General features: G+C 58.1%; 11 protein-coding genes. 4 read left to right on the forward strand and 7 right to left on the reverse strand.

Annotated elements, in window-relative coordinates; translation table 11 throughout:
• Positions 1–523 precede the first annotated feature (523 nt).
• Together CGLAMM_RS07000 and CGLAMM_RS07005 are read left to right on the forward strand one after the other, a co-directional pair.
• The gene (locus tag CGLAMM_RS07000) at positions 524–796 is read left to right on the forward strand and encodes a BrnT family toxin (protein WP_418115508.1); all 273 of its coding nucleotides are present in this window, start codon (positions 524–526) and stop codon (positions 794–796) included.
• On the forward strand, positions 756–1013 hold the full coding sequence (locus CGLAMM_RS07005) for a BrnA antitoxin family protein (protein WP_394820412.1): 258 nt from the start codon (positions 756–758) through the stop codon (positions 1011–1013). Before CGLAMM_RS07000 ends, CGLAMM_RS07005 begins: the two co-directional genes overlap by 41 nt.
• 484 nt (positions 1014–1497) lie before the next feature.
• Here the strand turns inward: CGLAMM_RS07005 and CGLAMM_RS07010 are convergent, their stop codons facing one another.
• From CGLAMM_RS07010 to CGLAMM_RS07020, 3 genes are read right to left on the reverse strand one after another with little or no spacing between them, the layout of a single operon-like run.
• On the reverse strand, positions 1498–2247 hold the full coding sequence (locus CGLAMM_RS07010; protein WP_394820413.1) for a C1 family peptidase: 750 nt from the start codon (positions 2245–2247) through the stop codon (positions 1498–1500).
• Between the two features lie 56 nt (positions 2248–2303).
• On the reverse strand, positions 2304–2882 hold the full coding sequence (locus tag CGLAMM_RS07015; protein WP_394820414.1) for a hypothetical protein: 579 nt from the start codon (positions 2880–2882) through the stop codon (positions 2304–2306).
• 3 nt (positions 2883–2885) lie between these two features.
• The gene (locus CGLAMM_RS07020) at positions 2886–3236 is read right to left on the reverse strand and encodes a hypothetical protein (RefSeq protein ID WP_394820415.1); all 351 of its coding nucleotides are present in this window, start codon (positions 3234–3236) and stop codon (positions 2886–2888) included.
• A 130-nt stretch (positions 3237–3366) separates the two neighbouring features.
• Between CGLAMM_RS07020 and CGLAMM_RS07025 the strand changes: the two genes are divergently transcribed.
• Complete coding sequence (locus CGLAMM_RS07025; RefSeq protein WP_394820416.1) at positions 3367–3591, forward strand: hypothetical protein; 225 nt, start codon at positions 3367–3369, stop codon at positions 3589–3591.
• Positions 3588–3812 (forward strand): helix-turn-helix domain-containing protein, encoded by a 225-nt coding sequence (locus tag CGLAMM_RS07030; protein WP_394820417.1) that lies wholly within the window; start codon positions 3588–3590, stop codon positions 3810–3812. The genes CGLAMM_RS07025 and CGLAMM_RS07030 overlap by 4 nt, the downstream gene beginning before the upstream one ends.
• A gap of 389 nt (positions 3813–4201) precedes the next feature.
• On the opposite strand, the gene CGLAMM_RS07035 is transcribed toward CGLAMM_RS07030, so the two are convergent.
• Genes CGLAMM_RS07035 through CGLAMM_RS07050 form a run of 4 tightly spaced genes read right to left on the reverse strand, consistent with a single transcriptional unit; the run spans position 4202 to position 12801 of the window.
• The gene (locus CGLAMM_RS07035) at positions 4202–5320 is read right to left on the reverse strand and encodes a hypothetical protein (protein WP_394820419.1); all 1119 of its coding nucleotides are present in this window, start codon (positions 5318–5320) and stop codon (positions 4202–4204) included.
• On the reverse strand, positions 5317–6078 hold the full coding sequence (locus CGLAMM_RS07040) for a hypothetical protein (protein ID WP_394819153.1): 762 nt from the start codon (positions 6076–6078) through the stop codon (positions 5317–5319). Before CGLAMM_RS07040 ends, CGLAMM_RS07035 begins: the two co-directional genes overlap by 4 nt.
• Before the next feature lie 4 nt (positions 6079–6082).
• Entirely contained in the window at positions 6083–7711 is a 1629-nt protein-coding gene (locus CGLAMM_RS07045; RefSeq protein WP_418115509.1) for a hypothetical protein, read from the reverse strand.
• Positions 7711–12801 carry a phage tail protein gene (locus tag CGLAMM_RS07050; RefSeq protein WP_418115510.1) on the reverse strand — a complete coding sequence of 1697 codons (5091 nt, stop codon included), beginning with the start codon at positions 12799–12801 and terminating at the stop codon, positions 7711–7713. The genes CGLAMM_RS07045 and CGLAMM_RS07050 overlap by 1 nt, the downstream gene beginning before the upstream one ends.
• Between the last annotated feature and the right edge of the window lie 201 nt (positions 12802–13002).

Here is a 13002-nt window from a genome sequence, read left to right on the forward strand (position 1 = left end):
TACCGGCCTCATCTGAACTTACAGTGGCTTTAACGCGAAGGCCCTCCGAGAGACGTGGTGGCCTCATTCAATGAAGAGCATGACCATATTCTGGAGTTTTCACGCGCGCGCGGCGTCAGACGCGGCCGTGACGGCGTCATGGTTTCATAATAAATTACTGATGAAAGTGATTTGCTTACGCTGTAACGGTAAAGGCTGCCTCTGCAACGGCTTTGATTGTGGATGATGCGAAGCAAACCTATTCTGCCATAGAGTACTTCGAAGTTGGACCAGCGTCAACTCTGCTGTAACCAGAAAAATCGACAGATCTGTTTTGAAAACTACAAGATGTCAGTTCGCCTGACGCAAAGTGGAGGTCCGCGCGGGGATGACTTGATTCAATGTTTTTTAGAGCTGATGAAGATAGTGGTCCAGAGTCGCCCGCGTGCTCAAAGCGTCATCACACTGACCCGAGTCAGGCGGCAAATCTTTTTTTTTCTACAAGAAATATTGACTTTTGCATTAAATGTAGCTACATAAAATAATGCGCATCACATTCGATCCCGCAAAGCGAGAAAAGACCTTGAGCGAACGAGGCCTCGATTTCCGTGATGCCGCGTCGGTGTTCTCGGGGCGGACAGCGACCGTTGAAGACACGCGTTTTGTTTATGTCGAGCCCCGTTTTATCACCGCTGGGCACTTGTCGTCTTGTCTTGTCGTGATCGTATGGACTCAGAGGGGTCAATCGCGGCGCATTATTTCAATGAGGTATGCACATGAGAAAGAAACAAAGCTCTGGTCAGCCCGAATGGCGTGACCCGGACGACGCGCCCGAACTTACGGACGCTTTTTTCGACGCCGCAACCATTCGCGAGGGGTCCCGCATCGTCCGCCGCGGCCGCCCGCGTCAGGAGACAACAAAAACCCAGGTCACGTTGCGCCTGGATGCGGACATCATCGAGACTTATCGCCAGCAAGGCCCGGGCTGGCAGTCACGCATTAACGCCGCATTACGCGCGACGCTGGGGCGTTGAATGGGACGGACAGCAAAGTAATTTTGGTGCGATTTTGTTGAAGTCGGAATGCGTTTGGGAATGCAGATCAGCGTTCAAACTCGCATGGCGCTGGAAAGCGGCATCTTCAGCACAAATTGAAGATGAGGGCAGGAATATTATTTTGCAACAATATCAACCACTTAAATTGTCGAACCGCCTGTCTGAACTCAAACAGAGTCGATGACTAAGTGTCTAACCTTTTCGCTAACTCCATGAAAAACAGAGAGATTTCATGAAAGGTGGAGGTCCGGGCGGGAATGCCCTGATTCAATGTTTTCAAAGCTCTAAAGTGTAAAACAGTGGTTTTCCCTCCACCGTTTCTCAAGCGTTTTAGGGCAAGGTGTAAAACAAATTTCGACACTTTGGGCGCAACAGGACAGGGTCATTTGGCTCGAATTGCCTGCCCCATCCTTCGGGGCGTCGTGAGCCTGACAGCGCGCCAGCTTCCGATCGGGGATCGCGGTTAAAGTGAGCGGATCTCACTCAGCAGGGCATCGAATGTCTGGTCTTTCGGCGACTTGCCATCATCGCCCAGCCAGTTCTGGCGGCTCAGCAGGCCGTAACTCTCATCGGAGATATGTTGCCACGTCGCCCAGGGCATGAAGCTCCGCGCGCCCCAGGAGGCGAAGAAGAGCCCGTCCTTATTGTAACCCGTCACGGCAATGGCATGGCCGCCCACCGGCATGTGGTTCGAGACCTTGTCGAGATCCCACGTGTCCCCTGGCTCAAGCTCCATGAAGCCCTGCACCATCTGCACACCGCCGATAATCCCGCCGAGGAAGGCGATGCAGCGTTTGACGGACATGACATCCTTGCGCTCAACATAGCCGAAAGCGGTCAGAATATCCTTGTCCGGGCCAGGGCGGCGAAAGCCGTTTTTGCGCCAGATTTTCAGCACGTCCAGGAGAATGACGCCGTCATCGTTGATGCCCGTCCTGGGATCGTAGCCGGACACATCAGCGTAATTGGCAATCACCTGATCGGTGGAAAGCAGGACTTGGGACTGCGCGTTTTTCGTCCAAGTCGCAATGAACCCCGCCTGTGACGCGAGGCCGCAACAGCCGCATGTGTCATTGCCCCACATTTGATAATCGACCTTGTCGGACCAGTCCTGCGCCTCCGGCACGGAGGGCCAGTGGGCGGTGAGGGCCGGTGTGAGGCGGTATGTTCGCGGGTCACGCTTTGCGGGGCGCTTGCCGAGTTTATAGGTCATTTGAATGTCTCCTCGAGATTTTATTGTTTGTTGTTCGGAGAGCTGTAAGCTTACAGTCAGAGGGTCACGCCAAGGGTGGCGAGGGCCTCTGATTCTGTCATGGGCCGGGTGCGACGCCGGGGCGCACCACCAACAGCGATTGCCCCGCTGAGAAGGGCCTGGAAGATCGCGACGATGGTGCTGAGAGCGTTGAGCGCAGTGGCGACCGTCGCGCGCGTCTTCTCGTCCAAAGAGGGGGACATCGAACCGAGCGCCTTCGTGAGGCCGTGAGAAAGCTTTTCCAAGGCCGAAAGCAGGGCGTCAACCTTCGATTTGAGATCGCCCGAATCATAAACAATTGTTACCTGATCACCGACCTCCGCTTCAAACGCGTTCAACGCCGAAACGACGCCCTCGCTCGACAGGGTGATCGTGGCCGCGACGCCAGCCCCAATCGTGGAAGCTACCAGGGGAAGAGAAAGGATTGTAGCTGCTGCGTTGAGACCTGCCTGCGCATAGGCACGGATCTTGGCGACATTGAGGATCAATGTCGTCGTGTTTTTGCCGTGTATCACGCTGCAGTCGGGTAGCGTTAAAATCGCGGCGCTGGCGCAGGAAAGGCGCAGAAAAGCCCTGCGGCTATGAGGCTTCTTCATTTCTTACTCCTGATTATTTTTGTTTTTGACGTCGTGGTCACGCGTCAGGACGTCGATGCCCGCTTTGGTCAGGGCCCTGTGAGCGGCATCCGCTTCGTCACGTTTGACCATGAAGCCCGTGCGTTCGCATTGGAGTCGGTTCGATGCATGGCCAAGATTAAGCGCGCCCCAAGTGACGATGAGATAATAGAATTTGCGCACAAGATAATGCTTTGACCCGAGTGTCGGCGGTTTCAGACCGACGGCGAGCACATTGCAGAGCCCTGAGAGCATAAGAAAGATAAAAGGCGTGTAGACAGCCCAGCTTTCAGGAAGGGCATGTTGGAGCTGGTTGAGAAGAGCATTAATGTCCAATTTCTGGCTCCTTAAGAAAAAGCCACCCGTATGGGTGGCTGTGGGGGAAGGGGCTTTACATATTGCGCATAAATCCCCAATATGAGGACTTAGACAGGTAATGAACCCGGCGCATGTAAGGGCATGATCAATGTCAGCGAAATCCGGACACGTTTACGAAGACCACCGCCTGGCTATCGAACTGCGTCACCTGCTTGCTGAAAGCGATAAATTTGTGGCGGAGCAACGGAAGTTTGTGGCGGAGGCTGCTAAGCTTGGCCGTGACCGCTGGTTTGCTCCCATTGTGGTATCCACGTCTGTTGCTGCGGCCATGGGTTCGATTATCGTCTCCCTCGTGACGCATTTTCTGAAATGAGCCCGGTTGACCTTAGGCGGTCTCTCAACACGTTGCACTGGTCGCAACGTGGATTGGCTGAAGCCATCGAATGCGACCCGAGGCTCGTGCGGCGCTGGGTCTCTGGCGATAGCGCAATACCGGAAGAGGTGGCGAACTGGCTTCGTAATCTCGCCACGTTTGCCCAGCGAAACCCGCCACCCTTGAAATGGAAGCGCGGTCATCGTTCGGTCAACGTGTAGGCGTATGGTCGGGCCGCTTTCTATATGATCGCGGCGGACGTGAATCGCCGTCAATTGACCGCGGCCGCGATTTTCAGCGGTTAAATCAAGGTGGGGAAGACAATGTATTTCACGAATCTCGCGGACAAACCTCTCCGTTTGGCGGCGATCGGGTTCTTCGTTGGTGCCATGATAGGGGTGCGTTCGTCGTGGCGCTCTTTGCGCTTTCACAAATCAACTGCGGCTAGAGATCCCCAATTTCTCTCTTAAAAGCTTCAAATACTGATCCCGCATTTTCGCGAACCGATCCCTCACACCAAATTCAAGGCGCGTCACATTCGGCTCATCGCCGCGGCAGTCCTTGCGCACGACGTCAACCTCACGCTGAAACGTTAGCTCCGGTTGCATCATCATCGTTTCCCGATGGCCTGGACGTAAAGCTCGCTGCCATCGAGATTCGACATGACTGAGAAGCCCCCATTATCCACCCGCCCTATCGTGACATCCCTTCGCTGACCTGTGTTCGAAACGAGCGTACAGGCAATGCTGGAGACGCTGGAGAAGGCGCGGGGGAAATTGATGCGGCTATAGAGGCCGACGCCGCCCGATTTGAAGCTCTGAATCATGCCGTAGAAGGGGAGGAGAATGACCCGGCTATCGCCCGAATTGAATTCGTCGGCGGTGGGGCGGTTCCAGATTTGACCTTGGAAATCTTTGACTTTCGCGTTGTATGACGCCCAGTCCACACGGCCGCTGATGCTTGCCTTGAGGCTTTTCAAATCCTCTCCATCATTCAGTAAACGACCATTTTCCGTGTAAATATTGTCGTCATTCCTGAACGCGAATTTGTGCTCAACGCCCGCCGCATCATAGAGACGCATTAAGTAACCAGCATATTTGCCGGCGACATCGTAAGGGCTCAAAGTCGCGGCAATCTTCGCATAGGGCCCGATCTGCCTTACGGTTCCACCTGTGTAAATCTCGCCTGGCGTCGTGGCACCCGCATACCTCACATTCACTGTAAGGTTCCCCTCCATCTCATCCCCGGCTTTTTTTACGTAAGTTGCGGCGCTGTCGGCCTTGAGGGTTTCGACCAGCTGGCGGACGGTGGCCTCCAGCGCGTCGAGGCGTTTACGTGTCCATTTTGTGGTCGGGGCGGTTTCGGAGTCATCCTCATCGGCGGGGGAGGCAAGCGAGAGCGTGCCGTCCGCGTTCAGCGGGGCAATGCGGTCCCCCGGCAGGCCGGAATAGACGCGCACTTCTGTCGTGAAGTTCAGCGGGTTGCGCCCCGCGCTGGTATTGCCCAGGATAGTCTGGCGCGTCAGTGTGTTGACGGCCCCGACTTCCAACGCGCCCACGCCCCATTCGGCCTGGGACCCGTCTTCGGCGTAATAATAAACATCGCCCCCTTCCGCCAGGGCGGTGGCGAAGCTGCGCCGGCCTGTCGGCGCGCCATTCAGCACGAAGGCACCTGTGCCGGGATTGGTGCTCGTCTCCAGGACGAGATCGAGGACTTTGGGCGTGCTCATAATCTTTCCTTGATGTCGATGGTGGTGGCGTGCCTGTCCGCCGCGCCGAAGGGGTTGGAAATCTCATTCATGACGGCCCGCCCATAAAGCGCCGCCTTTGTCACATTCTGCGGCGCCGCACCGGGGTTGGGGATAAAGAGCGTATTGGCACCGCTGGCGGCCGCAATCTGCAGGCTGCGCAGGGCGGACACATCGTCATCACCCAGTGACTGATGGGCGATGGTCAGCCTGCGCTGCACATATTGCGGCGCAACAAATTCCGCCCCTGCCATGGTGGTGGTTTCAAGCGCGGTGGCGCTCACATTTTCCGTGCTGGCCGCGGCGTAATTGCGGGCCGGTTGAAAGAGCGGCCCCGCATAGCAGAGCGGGATGGAAAGAAAGCCATCCGGGTTATCGTGATCGGTGATGTCGAGGCGCATCTGGTCGCCTGAATAGGCCCGGGGGAGGACAATCACGCATTGCCCGTTCACCGGCGCCGTCCCATCAGAGGTGGCCTCAATGATCGCGACATCGCCGCGGAAAAGCGTCACACGCAAAACCGCGTTGGCGGTCAGATTGGTGCGATGCACACTGACGACGCGATATGCGCCCACGGCACGAAGCACCAGCGACACCGTGTCCCCGATCGCCCGCCAGGCCAGGCTTGCTGCGCCTTGTGGAAGTTTAAGGTTGGTCACAGGCAGTTGCGCGTGCTGGGAAGACGCACTGAGAGAGCCGATCAGAACAAAATTCTGCCAGCCAAAGCCACAATTTTCCATTTTGTCAGACCAGTAGGGTAAGGGTGGTGGTGGGGTCGAGCGCGTTTGACATTTCGCCAATTACCGTGCCGCGCGCGCCATCCTCCGCGCCCGGGATCGGGGCGCGGAGGAAGACCGTGTCGCCCAGCTCAAATCCTGTCGCCATGTCGCGCGGCACGTCGATCGCCCACATATGACGCCGGCGGCCCCAAACGTCACCGAGGCGATCCGCAATGGCAGCCGCATCGCTCTCCTGCGCCAGGGCGGTTGTCAGGAGAGGCGGGTCGGACGGGACGCGCCAATCTGATTTGACCGCCGTGCTGACCCATAAGGCGGCACGGTCTGACTCAGCGATAAAATTGCGCTGGTCCACCGAGATCTGGGGATGCAGGTCATTCAGATGGATCTGTCGCGTAAAATTATGCGCATAGCCGACGCGCCAGCGCCAGGGTGGCGGGTCCAGCGACGCATCCAGACGCATGGGGGCGATGCGGGCAATCACATCGGCGCTGAGATAGCGCAGTTCCGGCACATCGTCACAGACCCGTCTCATCAGAAAGGGCCGCAACGTGCCGGTGCGTGTCGGGATCAGGCTGATGCCCAACCCGGAAAGCAGCGTGTTGCAGACGCCCCGGCCCGAGACATTTTCCCCGCCATCCCAATACCAGCCCCCCGACGGGTCATAAGATTCTGAAACCGCGTCCCAACCCGGGTCGATGAAGTTGGCAGGCAATGTCAGATCTTCAATCAGCATCTGTCTGAGGAGGCTCAGCAAGCCATGCGGCGCGGCGCCGGAGGGGAAGCGCCCCGTCGCGTCGAGGGTGATGGCATAGACAGGTTTGGTGCCCAGGCGCAGCCACGTGCCCGCGGGCGAATGCTGGATGGTGTAATGGCCGGGCGCGGGCGGTGCGGCGTAAAGATCATCAACCCGCCCGCCAAAGGCGATCCCCCCACCGAAGCCCCCTTCATAAACCGCTGTGATCTCCGCTTCCGCGTCGGAGAGCTGATAGACAAGATTAACGGCATCAATCAAAATCGGGGTGATATTGCGGCACATGCCGCGCAGGCGTGGGTGGCTGCGGCCGACAACGTTTTTATCCCCGTCCAGACCGCCCCCGCCGCCATAACTGCGCGTGGGCATGGCTGTATCAAGCCAGTAAGTTGCATCCAGCAGCGGCACCTCAAAGCCGGTCGGCCCGGGCTGCCAGTTGCGCCCGAGCCCGGCAAAGACGGGGGCGGTTGCGTCATAAGGCGGGTCACGCCAGATCTGCCGCGATGCGTCCCAATCTTTCCGCCCCGCGCGGATGCGGACAGGGAGGTGATCATTGACACGGCTTTGCAAAAGGCCCGAGAGCGCGCCATCAGGGTTTGCGATTTCCAACGCGCCCACACTGTAACTGCCGCCCAGCGCCTCGGCGGAAAAGGTCAGTGCGCGCGTGAGGCTCAAACCTTGAATAACGTAAGGTGGGTAGGGCGTATGATCATCCGACACGTAACCCGCATCGGAATATCGCAGGGTCTCAAAGCTTTCCACCGCTTGCGGATAAGCGGAAAGCGCCCCCCAGGGGCGGCCATTCCACCCTTCAAGCCCCGCCATCTCGGGCAGGACCGCTTTGTTGCGGATGAGGTCGAGTTCAACAAGCTGCACGCGCATCAGGCGCGCCTCGGGCGCAGCGCTTCATTATTGCTGGCCTGTTTCTGCTGCGCCTGGATAAGCTGAACCTGCTGTAGCAGCTCCTGCATTTTATCGCGCAGCGCCAGCATGGCGTCCTCCTGCTTTTTGGAAAGTTTCTCGACCAGGCTGGCGGTCAGTTTGTCGCTATCCGCGCCTGAAAGCCCGCCCAGCATCTCCGTCAGGCGCTGAAAGTCATCCGCATAACCCGTGCCGGAGCCCCAATATTTCTGGGAGAGGCGCAAAGTCGTTTCCATATCGCCCTGGAAGCGACCGAGCGCATCCGAATCCCCCGCCATTGCGGCGTTATAATCCTTCGCGACATTGTCATTCGCGACCTTATATTGGTCCTGGATGGAGAGGGGCGAATAATCCGACGTCACCAGACCGCGCGCATAGTCTGTCAGGCTGCCGAAGCTTGTCGTCAGTGACTGCGCGGCGGAGAGGCTCGCCTGCTTTGCCTGATCCGCATATTGCTTCTGGATGTTCAGCCTCTCCGCGGCGAGGGTTTTATCAAGCTGCGTTGCCTGGTCGATATAAGCTTGCTGCGACGCATAAGCATCGCCGAGATAATTCTCCCACGATGTTTTAAGCTGCTGCCGCTGCTGCGCCGCCGACACGTCGAAATTCAGCAGAGCCGCACCCTGATCATCGCCGGTGGCGCTCAGATAGCGTGCTCTTACGGTGTCGGCATTCTGGCTCAGCGTCCCTTCCTGCGTGGCTTTGCTCTGATCATAAAGCGATTCATATTTCTGGCGGAGGGCGCCGCCATCCAGCCCATACGAATCCGCTTGCTGGGCCGCATCCTCATAGGTCTTTTTAAGCGCGGCCATTTGATCAACCCACGTCTTCTGACCGCTCGCAAGGGCTTTGAGCAGGTCGGGCATGGTGGTGTTCACAAAGGTCGAGATCGTGTCAAACTGCGCTTTCAGATCATCGACCGACATTGTCCTGCCGCCAATCGCCGTATCCAAAGCGGTGCGCAGATCGCCGGAGAATTTGGAGAAATTCGCCCCCGCCACCGTGCCATCATCATTGAACTTCCCGACTGAAATGCCGAGATCATCCACCACTTTGGCCATGTCCTTGAGCTGCGTGATGGTGCGCATATAATCATTGAGATCGCCGTAATTGCCGGTCAAACCCTGGCGCAGCGCCTGCGTGAATGTGGCATTGCCGGACGTCAGGGTGGCGTTTTTGATGATATCGACCAGCGCGACATTTTTGAGCGTCGGGTCTTTATTATTGCGGTCATCCCGCACCGCACCGATATAACCCCCGCCCACATGAATGCCGAGCCGCGCAAATTGCGTGTTGAGGCGGTCAATATCCTTGCGCAGGGGCCCGGTAATATTATCCGTCTGCGCCTGGTTCCAGACTTTACCGACTGAAAACCCATCCGGCCCGGCCTGGACCTGGGCAATGGTATAAGGGTTCTTGCGGTGCCCGAACAACCCGCCAAACAACCCACCCGCCGCCCCACCGAGGAGGCCGCCGACCACCGTGCCCACACCGGGGAAAATCGCCGACCCGATCGCCGTCCCCGCCGTGGCCCCGATGATCGACCCCATATTGCCATACTGCCCACCCCCAATATTCCCCAACGCCGAACCCAACGAAAACCCACCCCCAATCCCGCTGAACGCGTGGCTGAGGGGGGTGAGGAAAGACGTTGGTTTCGCTTGAGGCACATCATGGAGTGATGTTGCCGCCGGACGAACGTCACTGTGAGACCGACCTAACAGGCGCCCGAAGAATGAGCCTACCGAGTCGAATAAACCGCCTTCGCGCTGATGATTCACATGCTCCGCGGATCTCAGATAGGTGGCGAGGTTGCCGTGACTGACGCCGGTCTTCGACCCGACAATGCTTTCCGGCGCCGCCGACGCACCCTCGCCAAAAAGGCTCATGACAGAGCTTAACGTGTTCCGGTGTTTGCCATCGAGGCCGTTGAGCAATGGATTGACCAGAGACAGTTTCGCGATCAGCGATAAAACCTGAGATTGAATGCCGGAAAGGACAGACTTGAAGGAAACGCCACCGTTCGACGCATTGACAAGAGCCTGCGTCACGGAGTTGGAAAGCGTGTCCGCCATGGAAGAGATCGAACCTGTCAATTCACTCAAGGCGGATTCCTGCTGCTGATAGGCGGCGGTCGTTTGAGCCAGGCGGCCGGTGAGGGCAATGTAATCCTGCGCTTCCTTCGGGAGGATCTCGCCATATTGCCGATGCATCTGCGTTTCGGCCTGCAGGATGGATAGATGAATTTGGCGCTGCTGGGTGTCCTGTCCGATTGCGGCGGTCTGAGCCTCCATGAGAGAAATATTATCCTGAATACCGATATTCTGCGTTAGTTGCTGACTACGTGCCTGGGCAGCGGAGAGACGATCGAGCGCGGCGCTGCGCTTTTCAACCGCTGCTTCGAAACCACGCGATCCCTCGCTGAAATCATTGAGAGCCTCGCTGTAAGCCTGCTGGAAATTCGTTGCGTGCTGAAGCGCAGCGCTGCTTTTGCCTGCAGCATTGGCGATCGCCTCCTGAGACTGCGCCTGACGCATCGAGGCCGCCGTGCCATCCTCATAGGAAGCGGCCAGAGCTTGCTGTTTGGCGGTGAGCGCTTCTGACAGAGCTTGCTGGTTAACGGCAGTGCCGCGCGCCGCGTCATTGAACTGCGCGACCACTTCCGCCATCGCCCGCCAGTAACCCGTCTGAGATTGTAGCGGCTCCAGCGCGTCCTGCAGGCCGCGGGCGATTTTCTCCTGAGGCGAAATTGCATTGGCGAGCTCCGCGCGCGCATTGCTCAATTCTTCATTATTTTTCTGCCAGGCGACTGAACCGGCAGTCAGCGTTTGCGCGAGTTTCTCATGAGCGACGATGAAAGCTTCGATCGTCGCGCGCTGCGCTGTCAAACTGCCGGCATTGTACCCGCCCGCGGCATTGGCAGCGCCAGCCTGCAGAGATTTCTGGTCATCAATGATGGCGGCGGAGGTGGCATGACTCGTCTGATTCGTCACCGGGGTTCTGTAATCCGTGAATTGATGGCCGCCGCTCTCCCGCAAAATCACATTTTTGAAAACGCGTGTCTGTAAATCGGTTAGATTGAAGCGCGCCGCTTCCCTCTCGATCAGGTCACGCGTGTCGGTCGGCAGATCCATTGGGTTCCGCCCGTAAATTGACGCGGCATAATGACGTGCGGCGGCACTGGTCGGATCCTTAAAGCCGCCATAATAGCCGAGCGCTTTGTCGAGGCTGTTTCCCGCGCGTTTCAACGACTCTTGAAAAATCGTGAGGGCCGCGTCGATATTTCCTGACGGTGTGCTGATGTCATAGCCGTGCGCGTAGCGCGGATCGACCTGGCCGAGCCCGACATGACCACTTGCATTGATGAGCAGTTTTGACCCCGCAAGCCCGTCACGGCTGGCGCGATCTGCCGGGATCACCGACAGGATGCTTGTCATGACGTCGAGCAGGTCTTTGCCCAAAGCGGCACTGAGGCGGGAAATGACGCTGAGTAGCGGTGAAGCGGCTTCCTGAAGGCGGTGCATGGAGCGCTGAAAAGGCGTCAGCGCCATATCATTTGCGTCTTTGGTTGCGCCCCGAATTGCGTTGATCACCACCGCATAGGCTTTGCCCTGCTCGCCACTTGCCTGAAGCTGTTTCACCTGGTCAACCAATTGGGCGCTTATCCCGGGCAGGTGCTGCTTATAAAGCGCCTGAATCTCTGCGACGGGATCCGTCATTGCCGTCTGAACAGCGGTGAGGCCCTTTTCAAGTGAGCCGAAGACGGTGCCGGCATCACGTGCGATGTTGGCGAGGCTGATCATATCGCCAGCGCCGCCCGTAAAGTTGTAGGTGCCGCCGATCGACGTCGCAGCCTGGTTGGCCGCTGCGCCCTCCCAGCCACGTTGCTTCTGCAGGCTGAGGGCGGCCTGGTCGATCGCGCCCGCCATCTGCGCCGCATCTTGCCGCGTCGCTCTTAATTGCTGGGAAAGTTTTGCCAGGCGCGCCTGCTCTGCTTCCGCATGGGAGCCCATCTTGTAAAATGCGATGCCTGCGGCACTGGCAGCGAGGGCGACCCCGATCGGTCCGGCGAGATAATGTGTGACGAGCTGAAGGGCTTTGCCGAACCCGCCCATGACGGTGATCATATTCGGCACCTCGTAAAAGGCGGCTTTGAGGGGGTTGCCGCCTGCCACGACCATATCCGTGAATTTATGGGCCTGCGCCGTGAGGATGCCGAGCTGATGGCTTTCAAGTCCGATCGACTCAGCGTTCTTCCGATGCTTTTCCGCCTGCTGTCCAGAGGCCTCGCCCATCTGACGAATGGTCGCAATCTCAGCTTTGAGCGTCGCGATGCGTGACAATTGGTGGTTGACGAGTCGGTCCGCGTCTTGGGGGTCAAAATACTCTTTTTCGACGGCCAGCGCGCTGACACCTCGCAATTTTTCAAGCTGCGCTTCCGCGCGGTGAAGGGCGTCCTGCTTATGGGAGAGGGCGTCATAAGATTTTGTCATGCGGAGGAGGGCGTTTGTGGCGCTGCCCGCGCCTTTTTCCGTCACTTCAAACAGGTTGTTGCTCTGTAAAGCCGTCTTTTGGAGATTATCGCGGAAGCCCTGGACTATGCCGTTCAACTCACCCAGGCGGCCTGTCGCGGCATCCTGGGCCGTTGTGACCTGCCGGATTGCGCGCTGCACTCCCTCATATTTTTGAGAGACCGATGTCAGCTCGGCTTCGAGCTGCTTCAATTCCTGCGCGTCGCCGCGACCAAGCGCGCCCGTCATTTTGCCGCGCAACCCTTCAAGCTCCCGAATGCGCGCCTGGAGAGCGGCGGCTTCCCGAATCAGGGCAGTGTATTTTTTGCCAAGCGTGGCGGCGGCGCTTGCTGTCTCGTCTGAAAGAGCGCGCGTTGAAGCCCCGGCCCGCCGGGCCATGTCGGTGAAGCTCGTGGCGACGTCTTCCGCTTTACCTTGCAACGCATCAAGGTTGGCGCCCGCGGATTTGGTGCCGGATGACGTCTCGTCACGCGTGGTGATACGATATTGAAGCTCGGTGATTTTACGGTCTTCAGCCATTATTTTTCTTGCATATCAGGTGGTTTTTGCAGGTGAGGTGCCGCCTCTTGGGCGAGGCTTGAACCTAACGGAGTCGCGGCTCATGGCGCATCTCATCACCTTCAGCGCCGTGGTAGCCGGGCGCTAACTCACGCGCTCAAAATTATTGCGCAAGTGCGTGGCGCGGCGTGGACGGACACCCGAGCAACGTGATGCCCGTCT

Source organism: Sorlinia euscelidii (assembly GCF_036452135.1).
GTDB classification, from domain to species: domain Bacteria; phylum Pseudomonadota; class Alphaproteobacteria; order Acetobacterales; family Acetobacteraceae; genus Sorlinia; species Sorlinia euscelidii.

Excerpts from the sequence above, each read along its gene's own strand:
- CGLAMM_RS07000 (WP_418115508.1), top strand. The coding sequence starts at position 524 with ATGCGCATCACATTCGATCCCGCAAAGCGAGAAAAGACCTTGAGCGAA.
- CGLAMM_RS07005 (WP_394820412.1), top strand. The coding sequence starts at position 756 with ATGAGAAAGAAACAAAGCTCTGGTCAGCCCGAATGGCGTGACCCGGAC.
- CGLAMM_RS07010 (WP_394820413.1), bottom strand. The coding sequence starts at position 2,247 with ATGACCTATAAACTCGGCAAGCGCCCCGCAAAGCGTGACCCGCGAACA.
- CGLAMM_RS07015 (WP_394820414.1), bottom strand. The coding sequence starts at position 2,882 with ATGAAGAAGCCTCATAGCCGCAGGGCTTTTCTGCGCCTTTCCTGCGCC.
- CGLAMM_RS07025 (WP_394820416.1), top strand. The coding sequence starts at position 3,367 with ATGTCAGCGAAATCCGGACACGTTTACGAAGACCACCGCCTGGCTATC.
- CGLAMM_RS07030 (WP_394820417.1), top strand. The coding sequence starts at position 3,588 with ATGAGCCCGGTTGACCTTAGGCGGTCTCTCAACACGTTGCACTGGTCG.
- CGLAMM_RS07035 (WP_394820419.1), bottom strand. The coding sequence starts at position 5,320 with ATGAGCACGCCCAAAGTCCTCGATCTCGTCCTGGAGACGAGCACCAAT.
- CGLAMM_RS07040 (WP_394819153.1), bottom strand. The coding sequence starts at position 6,078 with ATGGAAAATTGTGGCTTTGGCTGGCAGAATTTTGTTCTGATCGGCTCT.
- CGLAMM_RS07045 (WP_418115509.1), bottom strand. The coding sequence starts at position 7,711 with ATGCGCGTGCAGCTTGTTGAACTCGACCTCATCCGCAACAAAGCGGTC.
- CGLAMM_RS07050 (WP_418115510.1), bottom strand. The coding sequence starts at position 12,801 with ATGGCTGAAGACCGTAAAATCACCGAGCTTCAATATCGTATCACCACG.